The following is an 18,972-nucleotide window of genomic DNA, read 5'->3' as shown; positions in this document are numbered from 1 at the left end:
TTTATTGAGGACCCAGGAGTATTGTTCACTCATTGTAGGTGATAATATTTCTGGTTTTTTTTGTGGAATTATTATAGAAACGAAAGATTGTTTTTTGGGATTATTTGTTTGGTAATCTTTTAAGAATTTTGTTTTTGGGAGGTATTTTGCTTTGAACATACGTGACGCACAATATTTTGTTTCAAAACTCGGACTAGAACCACATCCAGAAGGCGGATTTTATAAAAGAACATTTGAATCTGGTGAAAGAACTTCTGATCAAGAATTAACGGTAAATTTTGAGGGAAAACGAAAGCTTTATACAAGTATTTACTTTCTATTAACTTCTAATGACGTATCACATTTTCACAGGTTAAAATCGGATGAGCTATGGTATTATCATGCCGGCAGTTCTTTAACGATTCATATTATTCATGAAAACGGCGAGTATGAAGAGATTAAATTAGGATTGAATTTGGATAACGGAGAAGTCCCTCAAGCGTTAGTTCCGAAAAATGCTATTTTCGGATCGTCAGTTATGGAAGAAGACGCCTTCTCCTTAGTCGGCTGCATGGTTTCTCCAGGTTTTGAATTTCAAGACTTTGAATTGTTCACACAAGACGACCTATTGCCAAAATATCCAGCGTATAAAGATATAATCAAGAAGTTAGCATATAAAACAATTCCTGAGTAAAATTTTTAACGAAAGACATGACCCCCAGTAAGGTAATTTTTACTGGGGGTCAATTTCAATGCTAATAACCTTTAGATATTCTTTTTTTTCTTCTTATTACCACTTACAAAGTTTTGAATATACTCAAGCTGCTCTTCACTTAGTTTTGTCCCTCACACCTCATTAAACATAGAACAGCTTTATCAAGAGAACTCTCTTTACCCACCATCAGAAAAAAGATTTCATAATTAAGGTACTCCCTTCTCTTTTATTTGTTATAATAAAGTGTCTGAAAAAAATAAAATAGCATTTAGAATTGTAGGGGAACCGGTGTGACCGGTTGAGATTGGATCTTTGAGATGCTGACCCTTTGAACCTGACCTGGTTAAGACCAGCGGAGGAAACATATTCGAATGAAGAATAGATATGTTTGTTCATGGACGCGCGGGTTCTCATCCGGGTGTTTTTTTATTTTTTCTGATAACATTTCACTTTGGAGGAAACTATCATGAAAAGATTACTTGCAGCGGTGATCACAACCTTTCTTCTCGCTGGATGTGCTGGAGGAAAGGAATCTGCAGAAAACAAGGAAAAGCAAGAAAAAATTGAGAAGGTAACGGTTGTTCTTGATTGGGCACCGAATACTAATCATACCGGATTATATGTCGCTCAAGATAAAGGCTACTTTAAAGATGAAGGCTTGGATGTTGAGATTATTATGCCTGGTGAAGCGGGAGCCGATCAGTTAGTAGCATCTGGGAAAGCTGACTACGGTGTCAGCTATCAGGAAAGCATCACACAAGCACGTGTTCAAGGGGTCCCTTTAGTATCAATCGCAGCAGTGATCCAGCATAATACATCAGGATTCGCCTCTCCAGCAGAGAAAAATATTACCTCACCAAAGGATTTTGCAGGAAAAACATACGGAGGCTGGGGATCTCCAGTTGAAAAATCAGTAATTACTTCATTAATGCAACAGGACCATGCCAATGTAGAAGATGTATCTTTTGTGAATATGGGCGATACAGATTTCTTTACAGCGGTAAAACGAGATATTGACTTTGCTTGGATTTATTATGGCTGGACAGGCATTGAAGCAGAACTTCGCGGCGAAAAAATCAATATGGTCTATTTAACCGATTATAGTAAGAAGCTTGATTACTATACACCTGTCCTTGCAACAAATGAAAAGAAGCTACAATCTAATCCAGAACAGGTAAAGAAATTCTTAAAGGCTGTTTCAAAAGGCTACAAATTTGCGATCGATCATCCATCTGAAGCAGCAGATAGCTTATTAAAAGCAGCACCTGATCTTGATAAAGAGCTTGTGAAGAAAAGCCAGGAATGGTTAGCATCCCGTTATCAAGATGATGCTCCAAGGTGGGGTGAACAGAAACTTGAAATTTGGGAAAACTATGCAAACTGGATGTTTGAAAATCAATTATTAGACAAAGAACTAGAGGCTAAAAAAGCTTTTACAAACGATTATTTACCACAGTAAGGAGACTAACAGAATGAATAATGCACTAGTTAGTATACAAATCATTCCTAAAACAAAAAATGGCGAAGACGTGATTCCATATGTGGATGAAGCGATTAAAATCATTGAAGAATCAGGTGTGACCTATAGAGTTTCTCCATTAGAAACAACGATGGAGGGTGAACTTTCCTATCTATTTGAAGTGATAAAGAAAATGAATGAACGCATGATTGAAATGGGCAGCAGAAACGTAATTTCTCAAGTGAAAATTTTATATCAGCCAACAGGAATTACGATGAACCAGTTAACGGAGAAATATCAATAATGAAGATGAAGCGATTTAAGGGATGGAGACCGGCTGTCGTTCTCCTTCTCTTCTTTTTCATTTGGGAGATTATCGTTAAAAAAGCCGATATTCCAGAATGGCTGCTTCCTGCTCCCTCAACGATTATGACGGAAGCGATTACAGGCTTTGGAAGCTTTTCTGTACATTTGCTTTCAACGATAAAACTTGGAATAACAGGGTTTGCAATCGGTGTTGGGATCGGGCTTTTCGCAGCTGTTCTTCTCTATCTCCTGCCGTTTGTCCGAGAAGCTGTTTATCCGTTTCTGATACTTTCACAAAATATTCCCGTGATCGTTCTAGCCCCTTTATTAGTCATCTGGTTTGGTTTTGGGCTTTTACCAAAAATGATTGTCATTACACTTGTTTGTTTTTTCCCCGTAACGATAGCCGCGCTTGATGGGTTTAAGCAAACATCAGCTGACTTAAAGCATTACATGAAAATGGCTGGTGCGACGAAGAGCCAATTGTTTTGGAAGCTCGAACTTCCACATGCTCTCCCTTCCATTTTTTCAGGAATCAAAATCTCTGCCACCTATAGCGTAATGGGTGCCGTGATTTCCGAATGGCTCGGGGCAAAATCAGGCATTGGTGTGTATATGACCTATGCTTCGTCCTCATTCCGAACAGATCGTGTCTTCGTTGCGATATTTGCGATCATGGCGATAAGTCTTTTATTCTTTGCGGCCATTGTTTTACTTGAACGAATTCTTATCCGCTGGCGGTCTAAAGGAGCAAACTAAAATGAGTGTCTTAACGATACAAGATATTTCGAAAAAATTTGCAGATGTAGATGTCATTAAGCATCTAAATTTACAAGTGAATGAAGGTGAGTTTGTTTCCATTCTTGGCCCTTCAGGTAGTGGAAAAAGTACACTCTTCTCACTCATTGGCGGCATTCTGACGCCTGATGAAGGGACGATTACTCTTAAGGGCGAGAAAATCAACAGTCAAACAGGTGCAGTCAGCTATATGCCGCAGTCCCCTAGTTTGCTTCCGTGGAGAAACGTCTTACAAAACGTCCTTCTTGGACAAGAGTTAAAAGGAACAAAGGATACAAATAAAGCAGTAGAAATGATTGAAAAGGCTGGGTTAGCTGAATATATTCATTCTTATCCTCATGAGCTCTCTGGCGGCATGAAACAGCGGGTTTCCTTTATTCGCGCTTTACTTAGTCCGCAGCCAATCATCTTACTTGATGAGCCATTTTCAGCGTTAGATGAACTCACAAGACTGGACATGCAAAAATGGCTATTGTCCATCTGGGAAAACAATCGTCGAACTGTTTTATTTGTCACCCATAATCTTGAGGAAGCTTTGTTTTTATCCGATCGGATTGTGATTCTTTCGAATAAGCCTGCTACCATTGCAGCTGAATTTGTCATTCCTTTTGCTAGACCTCGTAAGGAAGAGCTTTTGTTAGATGACGGCTTTTTACAATGGAAACGTAAAATTTATTACGAACTGAAATCATTCATGGAGTGATCATATGAAAAAAATCATTGATGCTCATATTCATCTTGATCAATACGAAAAACGGGATTTAAGCAGAATTATTGAAGGAGACCCATCAGTAGAAGCATTGATTGCCGTTTCTTTTGATTTGAAATCGTGTGTAGCTACACAGGAAATTGCTTCATGTTATCAACAGGTATACCCTGCTTATGGCTATCATCCAGAGCAGCAGCTCCCTCATGAAAAAGAGCTTGTCGAGCTTATTAATTGGATGGATCGTCATCAAGACGAAATGATTGCCGTAGGTGAAGTGGGACTCCCCTATTATTTGCGTCAAGAACAGGCTCTTCCACTCGAACCTTATCTTGATTTGTTAGAAGCAATGACCGTCAAGGCGAAAGTATGGCAAAAACCGCTTGTGCTTCATGCTGTATACGAAGATGCAAAAATTGTTTGTGACCTCCTTGAAAAGCACTCGATTTCAAAAGCACATTTCCATTGGTTTAAAGGGGATGAGTATACGATTGACCGTATGATTCAGAATGGCTACTATATATCCATCACGCCTGATGTACTCTATGAAACCGATATTAAAGAGCTTGTCAAAAAGTATCCACTCGAGCAAATCATGGTCGAAACAGACGGTCCTTGGACATTTGAAGGTCCTTTTTCAGGTAGTCAGACCCACCCAAATATGATGCATAAATCGCTTGAGGAAATTGCTAATTTAAAGCGTATACCGATCACAGACGTTTATTCTATTATTAGGAAAAATACCATTGATTTTTATAGTTTGAGAGAAAATGATGAAAAGAGTGAGAGCGAACAGTGAATGGTACTGTTCGCTCTTTTGAAGACCAATCTTGAAAATAAAAAGGCGATAAGAAAAGGGCTTCTCCTTACGATCTAATAATCTTTCTTATTCAAAAATGCCCACGCATATTGCGCGTACAGTTCAGCTCCGATGGAGAGTGCGTCTTCGTCGATGTCAAAGTTTCCGTGATGATGCGACCAATCTGTGTCCTTGTCCCGGTTTCCGCACCCGACAAATGCGAAGCTTCCCAGAGTTTCATCTAAGAAGAACGAAAAGTCTTCGCCTGCCATCGTAGGTTTTTCCGTATATAAAACCTCTTCTCCGAATGCTTCGGCAGCCACTTTCTGGACGAGTTTTGCGCTCTCTTCTTCATTAATGACGGGTGGGGTACCACGTATATATTCGACTTCAACAGTTGCACTGTACATATTTGCGACATTTTGGGCGTATCGGACGATGCACTCTTCGATGTGATCTTGTATGTCTTTATCGAAACAACGGACTGTCCCTTCAATGAAAGCATTCTCGGCGATGACGTTGAACCGTGTCCCGACATTCATTTTTCCTACAGTTATAACTGCTGGGCTTTGAGGATCAATTGTTCTTGAAACTACAGTTTGGACATTCATGACGAACGAAGAGGCCACGATTGCCGCATCGATACAGTCTTGAGGTATTGCGCCGTGACCGCCTTTTCCCTTAAAGTGCACTTTGAAAATGTCTGTTGAGGCAAATGAAGGCCCAGGTGTACAGGAAACTTTTTGAGTCGGCATTTGTGACCAAATATGGATGCCAAAAACATTGTCTACATCCTGTATTGCCCCTTGTTCTATCATCGCCTTCGCGCCTTGGCAAACTTCTTCGGCCGGTTGGAATAGAAGGCGGACATTTCCAGGCAGTTCATCTTTTACCTCCGATAACGCTTTTGCAGCGATTAGGAGCATAGCTGTATGTGCATCGTGTCCGCATGCATGCATTTTCCCTTTGAATTTGGAAGCGTACGGAAGATACTTTTTCAGCTGTTCAACAGATAGGGCGTCCATGTCACCGCGAAGAGCGACGGTTTTACCGGACTCCGCTCCTCTAATTTCCGCAATGACGCCTGTCGGTTCTGTTCTACGATTCGAGATTCCAAGACTATCAAGGTATTCACAGACAAATGCTGTTGTATTTTCCTCTTCCCATGACAGCTCCGGTTCACTATGCAACTTCCGGCGCAAAGTGATCAATTCATCACTGTACCTTATAATAGCGTCTTTTATTTTCCGATTAATCATAATGAATCTTCCCCCGTTAATCGTTTTATGTTTTGATTAATGAATTTTCACACTTCTTCCGATACTAAAGGAAACCGTCAAAGTTTCCTTCCTTCAGGGTTAAGCGGAATAGGTACCATAAAATCAACCATACTCCGCAATTTAACTTCAAAAACTTATACCTCCGCATCTATGAACAAAGTGACCTGTTTTACAAAATGGACAACATCACATTTATATGCGAAAACTAACAAGTTTTTCGACAGTCATTTCTTCCAGTGAATATTTCGGACCTTCTTTACCGATTCCGCTATCCTTTACTCCACCATAAGGCATGTGGTCTGCACGGAAACTAGGAATCTCATTAATGTTGATACCGCCAGATTCAATGTTCTTGATTGCATAGAATGCATTGTTTATATTATTAGTGAATACACCTGTTTGCAGACCGTAACGTGAATCATTTACAAGATCGACCACATTTGTAAACGATTCAAATGGACTAACGACAATAACTGGACCAAATATTTCTTCGCAACTAACTTTCATATCTGATGTAACATCAGCTAATAATGTAGGCTCAAGAATCCTTCCCTTTACCTCACCACCTGCTAGTAAACGTGCTCCAGACTCGACTGCTTCACGGACCCATCCGGATACACGACTTGTTGCTTCAAAAGAAATTAAGGTAGAAACGTCCGTATCCTCATCAAACGGATTGCCAATCTTCAGATTATTGATCTTTGCTGCTAGTCGTTCCAAAAACTCTTCATAGTATTCTTTATGGACGTATACTCGCTGCACAGAAATACAAGACTGGCCAGAAGCACCAAATCCTCCAACAACACAACGATCAATTGCATAATCTATATTTGAGTCTTTATCAATTATTGTCGCTGAATTTGAACCCAATTCTAGCAAGACCTTTTTATATCTAGCAATCTCACTAATCCGCTTCCCTACTTCTGAGCTTCCAGTAAAGGATATGACAGGGACATTAGGATGTTTTACTAGATATTCACCAACTTCTACATCACCTGTAATTACACTTAAGCCACCTTTAGGTAGACCAGCCTCTTCAAAAATTCTTGCTAATTCAAAGCTAGACAATGGTGTTTGAGGAGCAGGTTTTAAAACGGTTGGGTTTCCTCCTGCAATAGCCGGTCCAACTTTATGAGCTGCAAGCAACAATGGAAAGTTAAACCCGGTAATAGCACCAATAACCCCAATTGGCTCTCGGATAGTGAACATCAAACGGCCTTCTCCGCCTTTCATGGCATCAATTGGGATCATATCACCCTGTAAAGCGCGGGCTGCATCTGCTGCAAAACGTAATGTAGATGCTGATCTAGCAATTTCAGTTTTTGTGTCTCTAAAGATCTTTCCAGTTTCATAAACCATTAATTCGGCTAGAGCATCTTGGCGTTCAATTAATAAATCTGCAGCACGATTTAAAATTTCTGCTCTCTTCCATAGCGGAAGCTCCGCCATCACCTTTTTTGCGGAGATTGCGCTATCCACTGCTTCTTCTGCCTCTTTAGTTGTTGCTAATGCAACGTTTGTAACTACCTCTCCGTTATAAGGAAATTCCAATGGATACGTCTCTTTTGTATTGGACCACTTGCCTCCAATATAAATGGGATAAACTTTTTCTAATCCAACTTTTAATTGAGTCATTAAAACTTACACTCCTTGTAATAATAATGATGATGATGTTGTGGGGCCTTCTAGTTCTATTTAAGACTAGCTCTTGAGAAATGATGATTATTTATATTAATTGACGCTCTTGTTACTTCTCTACTTACAGATTTATCGAGTGCTCTTTCAATTTCGTTCAAATCAAAATCTTGGTCAATCATCTCTACGAACGGGTATTTATCAATTGTCCTCGACAAAAATTGTAAAGCTTTATTTAAATAAGTTGGATCATATCGAACAAGTGAAAGGATTTGAATTGATTTTCTTGTCATTAATCCTGGATCAAAAGAAGTAAATTTTCCTGGTGATAAATTCCCAATACTCACATACTTTCCACCTAAACGAATTAGGTGAATTCCCTCTTGAAAGGCTGCTGGTACTCCAGTTAGCTCCATTGCTACATCTGCTCCCTTTCCATTCGTCAATTTATAAACAAGCGCAGCCCGTTTCTCTATCGTTTCATACTCATTCATATTAATGACATGATCTGCTCCGAAATGCTTCGCAATTTCCAATCGACTTTCTACACTATCAATCACAATTACAGTTGCACCGAATTCTTTTGCAATAGCTGTAGCGTTCAAGCCTAATCCGCCCGCCCCTTGGATAACTACTGTATGCCCGAAGCCGATTCCTGCTTTATCGATTCCAAAGTATACCTGTGATAGTGCACAGTTTGCACTTGCAGCAACAGAATTTGGAACATTATCAGGAACTTTATAGAAGTGTTGATCTGGATGAATGTAATAATGGGTACCGAACGTACCATGGAAATGTGGAAATTCTTCTGGGGTTCTGGAATAGTAATTATATGCATTTTCACACAGGTGATATTGGTAGTTATTGCAATATGAACACTTTCCGCAAGTTAAGTAATATACAGCTGCAATACGGTCGCCTACTTTAACTGGATTCCCTGCATTATCTGTTTGTACGCCTTCACCCAAAGCAGCAATTTCCCCAACCATTTCATGTCCCAAACACCCTGACTTTTTTGTAGGATGTTCGCCTTTCCAAATGTGAATCTCAGAGCCACAAACATTCGCACGGAGTATTTTCGCCAGTACGGCTCCGGGTTCAACCTTTGGTAATGCATACTCTTTCATTTCTAATTTTCCTGGTTTAGTCATTACTGCTAATTTACCCTTCATATAAACTCCTCCTTGATTTATCTTTTAGTCTCATTTCTTTCTAGGTATATTGGGAATTATGGTGGATATGAGTTGTTCCCCTTAAGCGATTGGTTCACTAATAACGCTTCTTCTAGCACATAGTAGAGAAAAGGTTCGATTCATTTCATTTAATACAATCATATAGCCTTCATCAACGCCCATACCTGGCTTTGCTAGGCATTGGTCCGCTCCACATGCGATAGAAATATGAACGCTTACTTTTGAAGATATTTCTGTTTCATTACATGAGCCTCCCAAGTATGCTCCGACATTATTTTGTTTACAGTATAAAAGAGCTTCAATAATATTATTTATCCCTCCCAAATCAGGAGTTTTAATTTGAACCATATCTACTGCTTTTTCATCCACAAACAATTTAATATCTTCCAATGAATTGCACCACTCATCCGCAACAATCTCAACTAAGATACCCTGCTTTTTTAACTCTGTTTTTAATTGCTTAAGTAAGCGCCATTGCTTCTCTCTGTTATCTAAATCTACCGGACCTTCGAGCCTGAGATGAAATGGGGAAGCTGCCTTTTCAAGTTCACTAATATATTTAATCATACTGTTCATATCATTTTTAAAAGCGAGACCAATCGTACCGTATACATCTATATGAATGACAGGTGAATACTCGTCTGAATCTCGCAAACTTAGAATTCTTTCTCTCAACCAAACAATATAATCCTTTAACAATTCTCCATGAACACCTAGTTTTTCATTTACATTATTAATTAGTCCGTGTGGAAGTGCATCCACTTTTCTCATGATCATTTTATCAACATTGTCATATCGGTTATCACCAGACTGCGAGAAAATCTTGATTTTTTTAAGTTTGAATACCGTCTTATATTCTTTTTGAATCACTTCAGCCATTGTAATTTTGTGAGTTTTTGCTACCGCATCCAAAAGAGCTTGAGTGACCCCATATCTTATAGATGCATGTATAGGTTTTCCATCAATGGTTAGCTGGTCTATCTCGTCTGCCATCTCTCGAAATGTACTAATTTTTTTTCCTGTAAGAATCGGAGAAATGTGATTCTTAATAATAGTTATTAGGTTCCTAGCATTAATTTTTGGATCTCGTCCACCAACACCTGGGTATTGGACTGTAACGCAGTCTCCATATGAAATCTGTCCATCCTCTAGAATAAGCATTACGGAAACAGATTCTCCCGGTTCCCTTACTTTCTTAAATCCTTTTGTTACAGGTTTCCCAATATACGTAAATCCATCGGGTGTGGCCGTTCTTTTAATGGCATTCTGGTCATCAACATAGAAACCAGTTACCCCTTCACAAAGAACAACCTCTTTTATTTTCATTAAATCACTCCTTGCAGTAGTCATCTATTTAGTTACTTATTGCCTTATACATAATTATAGGGATACAATAAACATAAATAAACTGAATATTTTTTAAATTACCATAAAAAAAATTCATGTAAAGGATTGAAAAAATGAGTATCCCAAAGTATGAAGTATTCAACACTGTTATTGAATTAGGTAGCTTAACTAAGGCTGCTGAAGCTTTAAATTTAACACAGTCTGCTATCAGCTATTCTATCTCGAATCTTGAAACAGAACTTGGCTTTCCATTGCTTACTAGAAACCGGTCTGGTATTAGCTTGACTAGCAATGGAAAGAGAATATTAAAATATGTTCGAACAATACTCCATTGGGATGAAAAAATGAAACAAGAAGCTGCTTCTATTAAGGGAATTGAGGTAGGGACGATTCGAATAGGAGCATTTACAAGTGTTTGTACACAATGGCTTCCTGGAATTATGAAAAAATTTAAAGAGGAGCATCCGGCTATAGAGATTAAGATTTTGCAAGGGGGATATGAGGATATCGAACATTGGATTAGAAACGGAAGTGTTGATTTTGGATTTGTAACTTTACCTACGGATAAATCCTTTGACATCATATCGCTAGCAAAAGACAGAATGCTGTGTATTCTTGCAAAAAATCACCCTCTTAGTGTACAGGACAAGATTCAGATTGAGCAATTAGTAAAGGAACCTTTTATAATACCAAAATCAGGATATGACAATGATTTAACACGTATTTTTAAAGATATTCATTCTTCCTTTAACATTAAATTTGAAATGGCTGATGATCAAGCTATCATTGCTATGGTGGAAAATGAACTAGGGATAAGTATCATACCAGAATTAGTTCTCCATGGACATCCACATAATGTTAGTATCCATGAGCTAGAACAAGAAAAGTTTCGGAATATCGGCATTGCCTCAACATCCTTAAAAGAACTTTCTCCAGCAGCCGTAAAATTTATTACAACTATTAAAAATGCGATCGGTTCAAGTAAATTAATCTAAACGGGACTGATATTCTTATATTCGAATAAAGTTTTTTAATAAATTTATTTATTTTTGCCTAATTTCAATCTTTTTTAATAAAAATGATGAATTGGTTCTTATCTATCTCATTCTTCTTTAATGAAAAAAACATTACCTTGGTTTATTGCTTTGTACCTTTAAGGTTTTTTACAATCATGAGACAAACTAATTAACCATTTCGTATTAGAATGAGATCCGTTCGGATCTCTTCTTTTTTATTTACAACGATCTTCAAAATGGTCTTTTGAGTAACCCGCCTATTTATCCAAATACAAACCAGCTGTCTAATTTGATTTTTGGAAATCTCCAATTATTTCCTATGAACAGAACTCGTCACGCTTGTTAACGATTACATTTCATGAGCAGCAAAAAAAGACTTGTAACACTCATTAAACTGTTATAAGATACATTTTGTTTTAGTAAACTTTTTATGTGAAAAGGTGAACGAAGTGGTTAATCATACAGCAAAATTACAGAAGGATTTTAATCTCTTCTTTTTAACTTGGCCTATATTTTTAGAGATTTTTCTCTTTATGCTCATGGGTATTGTTGACACGTTTATGTTGAGTGCCATATCGGACCACGCTGTTGCAGGTGTAGGTGCGGCCAATCAATACCTTCATATTTCCATACTCATTTTGGAAGTGGTCGGTAATGGGGCAGCCATCGTGATTGCTCAATATATCGGATCGAAAAAAATGAAGGAAGTCTCTAAAATTTCTGCGACTGCTATTGTAATGAATCTAATAGTTGGCTTAATCGTCAGTGTGATTTTTCTTCTTTTCAGCAGAAATATATTGGAAGGATTAAATTTATCAGGAGAAATCTTACTCTATGCGGACAGCTATTTAAAAATTGTCGGTGGAGCCATCTTCCTGCAGGCACTAATAAATTCAGTCGCTGCCATCATTCGTGTGCATGGATTCACGAAGCAAGCGATGCTTGTATCACTTGGAATGAACGTGATTCATATTGTAGGAAACTATTGTTTAATATTTGGGAAGTTTGGATTTCCAGAGTTAGGTGTCCAAGGTGCTGCTATTTCATCTGTATTTAGTCGCCTTCTTGCATTGCTCGTATTCTTCTGGCTCCTCTATCGAATCATGGAATTCCGAATTGAAATCAACTATTATTTCAACTTATCACTAGAGTATATACGGAAAATATTAAAGATCGGTTTGCCTTCTGCCTTTGAACAGGTGATGTACCAATCATGCCAAATCGTCTTCTTATTTTATGTCACTTTTCTTGGTGAGAACTCACTTGCAGCAAGACAGTATGCAGCAAATATCTCTATGTTCATGTATTTATTTGCCTTAGCCATCGGGATGGGAACATCAATCATCGTCGGTCGGCTTGTTGGCGGCAATCTAAAAGATGAAGCCTACTCCCAAGTCCGGAAAAGTTTGAAATGGGCAATGGCTGCTACATTATTGATCGTGGCCGTAGTCATCTTGCTTCGTGAACCATTGATGGCGCTTTTTACAGATGATCCTGAGATTATTCGGATGGGTGCAAGTGTTTTACTATTAAGCATTCTACTTGAAACAGGGCGAACGACAAACATTGTTGTCATTAACTCCTTACGGGCAGCAGGAGATGCAACATTTCCTGTTATCATTGGTGCATTTTCAATGGTAGGAATGAGTCTCTCATTAGGTTATTTCTTTGTGTTTCACCTTGACCTTGGCTTACCAGGCATTTGGCTAGCAATTGCAGCCGATGAGTGGACTCGAGCCATTATCATGTACTTTAGATGGAAAAGCAGAAAGTGGGAAAAACATGCACTTGTTTCCCATGAAACTCCAGAAGTTGGGGAAGTCGCAGTTAATTAATATGGGAAACCGTCATTAGAAAAGCACCAGCTACTAGAGCTGGTGCTTTTCTGATATAACTAACTATTTGAAGGAACTACTCGGATAGAAGTTCAATTTATCGCAGATTAACGGGCAGTAAGACTCCCATCTCAAAGGCTTTAGATGAATCGAGGAAGTTTAGGTGGGAGATCAACTGCCCGTAAAGGCCCGATAAGTTCAACTAACATTCAGTGGGGGGATGAAAGAACCCCCCCACTAAATGAAGTTTCACTTTATGATACTTTATCCCTTTCCTTATTTTCAGGACTTTTATAACCATTAGCCCAGAAATCCGCATTCTTAATTCCATATTTAGTTGAATTGAATTCTGGATCTTTACCTTCCTTAAGCTGCTCTTCGTAATCCTTTAAAGCAATAGCCGCTGGTTTAAATAACAATAGAATCGCAATTAAGTTCAGCCATACCATAATTCCGAGTCCGATATCGCCCATTGCCCATGCTGTTTTTGCAGTTTTTATTGATCCATAGAAAATGGAACCTAAAAGGATGATTTTTAGTGCAACAAAAGCAATTCCCCTGAATTTACCACGTACTAGATATGCAAGGTTTGTCTCTGCGATATAGTAATAAGCATAAATGGTCGTAAAGGCAAAGAAGAATAAGGCAATGGCAACAAATCCTGCACCGAATCCTGGAATAAGCGTATCAACAGCCGCTTGAGTGTAACCAGCTCCAGGTTCAACTCCTGGAAGGTTTTCAGTTATTACTCCCCCAGTTTTTTCATCGATAACATTGTATTGTTGTGTAAATAAAATCATCATTGCAGTCGCTGTAACAACTAAGAATACATCCAAATAAATTGAAAACGCTTGCACAAGACCTTGCTTTGCAGGGTGGGAAACCTCGGCTGCCGCTGCTGGGTGAGCACCAGTACCTTGTCCAGCTTCATTCGCATAAAGACCACGTTTTACTCCCCACATAATAGCTGAGCCAATAATACCACCAAACATTTCTTGAGCTCCGAAAGCGCTTTTAAAAATTAGAGCAAATACTGCTGGAACTTCTCCAATGTTAACCCCTATGATTGCAAGTGCGAGTAACACATAACCGGCTGCCATAAATGGAACGATCAATTCTGCAACTCTAGCGATACGCTTAACACCACCAAAAATAGTAAAACCAATAAGTGCAACAACGATAAAACCGGTGATTTTATTATCAAGACCAAAAGCGTTTTTAACGCCATCTGCAATTGAATTTGCCTGAATTCCTGGCATCAAGACAGCCATTGCAAACAGAGTTGCCACTGCGAAAACTACCGCAAACCATTTCCAGCCAAGTCCCTTTTCAATATAGAATGCAGGACCACCACGATACTCGCCATCTTGCTTTTCTTTATAGATTTGAGCAAGAGTCGACTCCACAAAAGCTGAAGATGCACCGATAAAGGTAATGACCCACATCCAAAAGACGGCACCTGGTCCTCCAAAAGCAATACCTGTTGCGGTTCCAGCGATATTTCCTACGCCGATACGGCCTGATAAAGACATCGCTAATGCCTGAAACGAAGAAACCCCCGCATCGGAACCCTTCCCTGAGGCCACGAGTTTAACCATTTCTTTGAAGTGGCGAATCTGCAGGAATCTGGTGCGAAAACTAAAATACAAACCGCATAAAACAATGAAACCTACCAATACGGGGCTCCACAGCAACCCGTTAACGGTATCAACAATTTGATCAATCATAAAAATCCCCCTTTTTATGTTTCAGAATATTATTCATATTCGAAGTATAAATTATATTAAAAAATAAGACAATCTTTTTTTTATTAAAAACAGGAAAAATAACCTACTTTTTTTCTCCTCTACATGCAGGTTATTCTTATAACTGCTGTTCACAGCATAAACACTATTGATTTACAAAATATAACACTTGAATATTTTTACTATTCTTTTCGAATAGTTATTTTTTCCAGATAATAAAAAGATGCCTGACCCCCGTGTATTAAAGCATAACCACGATTGAGTCAGGCACCTTAGCCAGATTTATTCTAAATGATCCAATTTTAGAATTACCTTATTCAGCATTAACATCAGGCTGATGTAACCCGAAAATATTGCCCTCTGTATCAAAATAATATCCTTGCCAAGCCATTCCTGGCAAAGCATATTTTGCCATGGCAACTTTTCCGCCATTCTTAATGATTTTAGCTTCCGATTCATCATAATTCTCAACACCAATTGTACAAACATATGCATTTAGTCCTTGATTTACTTCAGGTGAAGCACTTTGCCGCTGCATTAGAGCACCATTGATTCCAAGTTCATCTTCACTTCCTGTCACTACTCCAAAGTAAGGCATTCCTGCATATTCGCTCCAGTCTTGAAATGTCCAGCCAAATACCTCTCTATAAAATGCTTTTGCCTGTTCCATATTATTTACATGAATCTCAAAATGAACTACTCGTCCCATCATTAGCCTCCTAATATTTTCAATAGATTGTACTGCACTCTTGAATGGATATATTAAATTTTCTTTCTACCTGTGTTGATCGACAAGGATTAGATTTCCATCTGGATCCTTAATCATAAAGCTGCTAGGGCCTTCAGTAGCCAAATTCGCTTCCTGAATAAAGTTTATTCCCTTTTCTCTCAGTTCCTCTTGTAACACTCTAACATCCTTAAAAGGATTTATCTCCTCAGCATTATTGTCCCATCCAGGATTAAAGGTTAATATATTCTTTTCAAACATACCTTGAAACAGACCAATTACAGCGTCTTCATTTTTCATGATTAACCAGTTTTGATCGATATTTCCACCAAAAACGTGAAACCCAAGTTTCTCATAAAATGATTTTGAAGCTTTAATATCTTTTACCGTCAAACTAACAGAAAACGCTCCAATACTCATATTCTTTCTCCTCTCAAAATGACTTTAAAAAATTTTTTAACTCCCCTAACTAATCATTTCTTCACTCGATTACTAGTATGTAATTAGACTATACTGAACATTAGGATAACAAGCAAGAATTCTATTAGGTTTATAGTATTTTCAACTGAATATTCTTTTCAATCATGTCTATACTGTCATTTTCCAACTTGATAATGCCAGCCATTTTTCCTGTTCCTTATAATCAGGCATTATTTTTCCAACGAGGCGCCAGAAGGATCGATCATGATTCAGATGCACCATATGGCACATTTCATGTACGACTACGTAGTCAATTACTTTTCGTGGTGCCATTGCCAGCTTCCAATTGAAGGTTAACTGCAGTTTTGAATCACAGGTGCCCCACGTAGTTTTACTATCAGAAATTCGGATAGAACGTGGTTTCACTTTAAAGTTGTTTTGATAAGAGGAGATACTCTTTTCCACTATAGCTTTACACTGCTGATAATAAAATCGTTTTAAAGCTTGCTTTATCTTTTCATCCTCTAACTGTTTCACATAAATATGTAACCTATCTCCTTCAAACACAACATAGTCCTGCGTTATATTACGATCATGATGGATCTGTATGGGATATGAACCTCCTAAATAAAGAAAGCTCTCATCATGAGCATAGTCCCTTTCCTTAGGACCAAGCAATCTGTCCTTCATTTCTTTTGTTTTCTGCTGAATTAAGTCCCATTTTTCTTCTATTAATTGAACTACACTTTCATTGGTTGTCCCTTTCGGAGCCTGAATTTCAATATTTCCATAATAGTCTATATAAATACCAATGGATGTCCGCTTTTTATATTTTATATCAAAACTAATTGTCTCACCTGAGTAGGTATGTATCATTTAATCACCGTCCCCTATTTTATACTTTAATACGGACTTAGTACAAACACACCCTTTTTCATAAAAAAACTGCATCCTATTGTTTAGCCGATTCTAACAATTGGGATACAGTTAAATCACAAATTCTTTATGTTACTTTGCTGATCTCTATTGTTTTTTCGTAGGAAGAGGAAAAAGGATGACATAATCGAGATTGGAAAGAATAATTGGGAAAACAAGATAATGAGGTGTTGTTATGGATCATAAAGTTCTGCCAAGGAATGAATGGATCGAAGCAAGAAAAGAACTACTAAAGAAAGAAAAGGAATTCACGAAGTTGCGTGATGAACTCACGCAGCAACGACGAGATCTCCCATGGGAAGCCGTCAGCAAGTATTACACATTTGACGGTCCCAGCGGTAAGATGTCATTAGCAGACTTATTTGCTGGTAGAAGTCAACTAATTGTGTACCATTTCATGTTCGATCCTAGTTGGGATCAAGGCTGCAAACATTGTTCTTTTTGGGCAGATCATTATAGTGGGATGATTCCACACTTATCTCACCGTGATGTCTCTTTTGTCTGTATTTCCCGGGCTCCTTTAGAAAAGTTGAATGAATTCAAAAAACGAATGGGATGGACATTTCCTTGGTATTCATCGGGGCATACGGATTTTAATTATGATTTTCAAGCATCTTTTACCGAAGAGGAAGTAGAGAACAAACATGCATTCTACAACTATACACTGCAGAACCCTATGAGTACTGACAGAGAAGGTGTGAGCGTTTTTTACAAAGATGAAGAAGAAAATATATTTCATACATACTCGACATACGCCCGTGGCATTGACATGATGAATATTACATATCAGTTTCTTGATTTGGTTCCGAAAGGTCGACAGGACGACCGTGGACTACGGCATCATGATCAATATGTTCCAAAAATTTAAAAATAAGCGGGGAGTACCTCACTTTTTTTGCATTAAGGATGTTTTTCGTGTTGAACTAAACTGAGACGTTAGTGAACCCTTCACAAATGCAAATTAAAGAGCCTTTTTAATCCAAAAGGCTCTTATTCACTGTTAAATCTTATTTTCCTTTTGCTTACGAGTATTGAACAGCACTCCACATGTCCAGAGTGTATGTGGCATCATCGGTTTTAAGGTTTATCCCCTGTATTTGATTGCCAATCCTTTTAAGAAATTCCGGGCAAATTTATCTCCGCACTCTTTATAATTCTTATGCCCTTCTTTTCTTAATAAAGCGCCGAGTTCCCCTTTTGTAACCGTGATTCCTGCATTTTCGAATATATCCAGCATATCCTCTGTCGTTAATGCTAATGCTATTTTTACTTTCTTTAACAGGAGATTATTAACATTTGCACTTTTATTTATAGACGGTTCTGGCGTATCCGGCTGCCCTGGTTTGGGCTCCTGTTTTCCTCTTTTATAAATAATAAAACCATTTAAAAATGAATCTAACATACTGTTATTACATTTTATTTGATCGTCACTTTCGTCATCATACTCGTCTGATTTTGTGAGAATCTTTATTACTTCTGGGACTGTTACATCTACTCCACCAAGCTTAAAGATCTCTACCATTTCTTTATTTTTAATTTCTTGCGCATATCTCAATCGAATTAATATATCGTTATTTTCCACAATAGTCCTCCAAATAAAAAAATTAACGTCAATCCTCTGTCCCACAACCAAGTACTGACCAATTGACTAATCTAATATACCTCAACGTAATTCAGATTTCAAAAAGTAAATAGGCAACTACCAATCGGGAAGTTACCTATACTAGGGGTCAAAAAAAATACCTGACCCCCGACATACTATGTATTATCGTGCTAAGAGGCACGCGCTAAATATTTGAAGCGGTCATGGTGAGCGTTTTAACGGGGATTTTTTAAAATATACGTTATGAAACAATCATAGTGATTGTTCGGGGTGGGAATCTTTGAAAACACGTGCTATGACGAGCTCATAGTAATACTTTTGAGCAGTGACCTTAGAAAACTGCCCGTTTGAACGATGATAACGGACAGTTCGCTTCTACAAACCTACAAAGTGTCCGTTAGGGTACTGATAACGGACACTTCACTTCTACAAATCTACAAAGTGTCCGTTTGAGCACTGATAACGGACACTTC

General features: G+C 38.2%; 18 protein-coding genes and 1 riboswitch. Of the genes, 9 read left to right on the top strand and 9 right to left on the bottom strand.

The annotated features are described in order from the left end of the window. The first annotated feature begins 151 nt into the window (after nucleotides 1-151). From F7731_RS12530 to F7731_RS12505, 6 genes are all read left to right on the top strand, one after another. Complete coding sequence (locus tag F7731_RS12530) at nucleotides 152-673, top strand: cupin domain-containing protein (protein ID WP_151535112.1); 522 nt, start codon at nucleotides 152-154, stop codon at nucleotides 671-673. A gap of 289 nt (nucleotides 674-962) precedes the next feature. After that, nucleotides 963-1,072, top strand: a riboswitch (TPP riboswitch). 88 nt (nucleotides 1,073-1,160) lie between these two features. Beyond that, nucleotides 1,161-2,153, top strand: coding sequence for an ABC transporter substrate-binding protein (locus tag F7731_RS12525; protein ID WP_151535111.1), 993 nt, complete (start codon nucleotides 1,161-1,163; stop codon nucleotides 2,151-2,153). Nucleotides 2,154-2,166: 13 nt separating this feature from the next. Further along, nucleotides 2,167-2,457, top strand: coding sequence for a thiamine-binding protein (locus F7731_RS12520; protein WP_151535110.1), 291 nt, complete (start codon nucleotides 2,167-2,169; stop codon nucleotides 2,455-2,457). Further along, complete coding sequence (locus F7731_RS12515; RefSeq protein ID WP_212031183.1) at nucleotides 2,457-3,218, top strand: ABC transporter permease; 762 nt, start codon at nucleotides 2,457-2,459, stop codon at nucleotides 3,216-3,218. Before F7731_RS12520 ends, F7731_RS12515 begins: the two co-directional genes overlap by 1 nt. 1 nt (nucleotide 3,219) lies before the next feature. Beyond that, entirely contained in the window at nucleotides 3,220-3,960 is a 741-nt protein-coding gene (locus tag F7731_RS12510) for an ABC transporter ATP-binding protein (protein ID WP_151535108.1), read from the top strand. Between the two features lie 4 nt (nucleotides 3,961-3,964). After that, entirely contained in the window at nucleotides 3,965-4,762 is a 798-nt protein-coding gene (locus tag F7731_RS12505) for a TatD family hydrolase (RefSeq protein ID WP_151535107.1), read from the top strand. Nucleotides 4,763-4,836: 74 nt separating this feature from the next. Here the strand turns inward: F7731_RS12505 and F7731_RS12500 are convergent, their stop codons facing one another. The 4 genes from F7731_RS12500 to F7731_RS12485 all read right to left on the bottom strand — a co-directional run bounded on the left by F7731_RS12500 (nucleotide 4,837) and on the right by F7731_RS12485 (nucleotide 10,196). After that, complete coding sequence (locus F7731_RS12500; protein WP_151535106.1) at nucleotides 4,837-6,021, bottom strand: amidohydrolase; 1,185 nt, start codon at nucleotides 6,019-6,021, stop codon at nucleotides 4,837-4,839. A gap of 213 nt (nucleotides 6,022-6,234) precedes the next feature. Beyond that, a complete protein-coding gene (locus F7731_RS12495) occupies nucleotides 6,235-7,677 on the bottom strand; it encodes an aldehyde dehydrogenase family protein (RefSeq protein ID WP_151535105.1) in 1,443 nt (480 codons plus the stop codon). A 56-nt stretch (nucleotides 7,678-7,733) separates the two neighbouring features. Then, nucleotides 7,734-8,849: a zinc-binding dehydrogenase gene (locus tag F7731_RS12490; RefSeq protein ID WP_151535104.1), complete on the bottom strand. Its 1,116-nt coding sequence runs from the start codon at nucleotides 8,847-8,849 to the stop codon at nucleotides 7,734-7,736. A gap of 81 nt (nucleotides 8,850-8,930) precedes the next feature. Continuing rightward, a complete protein-coding gene (locus F7731_RS12485; protein ID WP_151535103.1) occupies nucleotides 8,931-10,196 on the bottom strand; it encodes a methylaspartate ammonia-lyase in 1,266 nt (421 codons plus the stop codon). A 134-nt stretch (nucleotides 10,197-10,330) separates the two neighbouring features. On the opposite strand from F7731_RS12485, the gene F7731_RS12480 reads away from it, so the two are divergent. Together F7731_RS12480 and F7731_RS12475 are read left to right on the top strand one after the other, a co-directional pair. Then, nucleotides 10,331-11,212: a LysR family transcriptional regulator gene (locus tag F7731_RS12480; RefSeq protein WP_151535102.1), complete on the top strand. Its 882-nt coding sequence runs from the start codon at nucleotides 10,331-10,333 to the stop codon at nucleotides 11,210-11,212. Between the two features lie 470 nt (nucleotides 11,213-11,682). Then, nucleotides 11,683-13,068, top strand: coding sequence for an MATE family efflux transporter (locus F7731_RS12475; protein WP_246197199.1), 1,386 nt, complete (start codon nucleotides 11,683-11,685; stop codon nucleotides 13,066-13,068). Nucleotides 13,069-13,322: 254 nt separating this feature from the next. Here the strand turns inward: F7731_RS12475 and F7731_RS12470 are convergent, their stop codons facing one another. The 4 genes from F7731_RS12470 to F7731_RS12455 all read right to left on the bottom strand — a co-directional run bounded on the left by F7731_RS12470 (nucleotide 13,323) and on the right by F7731_RS12455 (nucleotide 16,836). Further along, nucleotides 13,323-14,795 carry an alanine/glycine:cation symporter family protein gene (locus tag F7731_RS12470; protein ID WP_151535101.1) on the bottom strand — a complete coding sequence of 491 codons (1,473 nt, stop codon included), beginning with the start codon at nucleotides 14,793-14,795 and terminating at the stop codon, nucleotides 13,323-13,325. A 331-nt stretch (nucleotides 14,796-15,126) separates the two neighbouring features. After that, nucleotides 15,127-15,522: a VOC family protein gene (locus tag F7731_RS12465; protein ID WP_151535100.1), complete on the bottom strand. Its 396-nt coding sequence runs from the start codon at nucleotides 15,520-15,522 to the stop codon at nucleotides 15,127-15,129. 66 nt (nucleotides 15,523-15,588) lie between these two features. Continuing rightward, complete coding sequence (locus F7731_RS12460; RefSeq protein WP_151535099.1) at nucleotides 15,589-15,960, bottom strand: VOC family protein; 372 nt, start codon at nucleotides 15,958-15,960, stop codon at nucleotides 15,589-15,591. A 168-nt stretch (nucleotides 15,961-16,128) separates the two neighbouring features. Further along, entirely contained in the window at nucleotides 16,129-16,836 is a 708-nt protein-coding gene (locus F7731_RS12455) for a M48 family metallopeptidase (protein WP_151535098.1), read from the bottom strand. A gap of 235 nt (nucleotides 16,837-17,071) precedes the next feature. Here F7731_RS12455 and F7731_RS12450 point away from each other — a divergent pair, with 235 nt between their 5' ends. Then, nucleotides 17,072-17,764 (top strand): DUF899 domain-containing protein, encoded by a 693-nt coding sequence (locus tag F7731_RS12450; protein WP_151535097.1) that lies wholly within the window; start codon nucleotides 17,072-17,074, stop codon nucleotides 17,762-17,764. 216 nt (nucleotides 17,765-17,980) lie between these two features. On the opposite strand, the gene F7731_RS12445 is transcribed toward F7731_RS12450, so the two are convergent. Then, on the bottom strand, nucleotides 17,981-18,478 hold the full coding sequence (locus tag F7731_RS12445) for a YehS family protein (protein ID WP_151535096.1): 498 nt from the start codon (nucleotides 18,476-18,478) through the stop codon (nucleotides 17,981-17,983). Nucleotides 18,479-18,972 lie beyond the last annotated feature (494 nt).

Source organism: Cytobacillus depressus (genome assembly GCF_008923245.1).
In the GTDB taxonomy this organism is placed as follows: domain Bacteria; phylum Bacillota; class Bacilli; order Bacillales; family Cytobacillaceae; genus Cytobacillus; species Cytobacillus depressus.
Note: the sequence above shows the minus strand (reverse complement) of the source record. Positions and strands in the feature narration are given on the sequence as shown.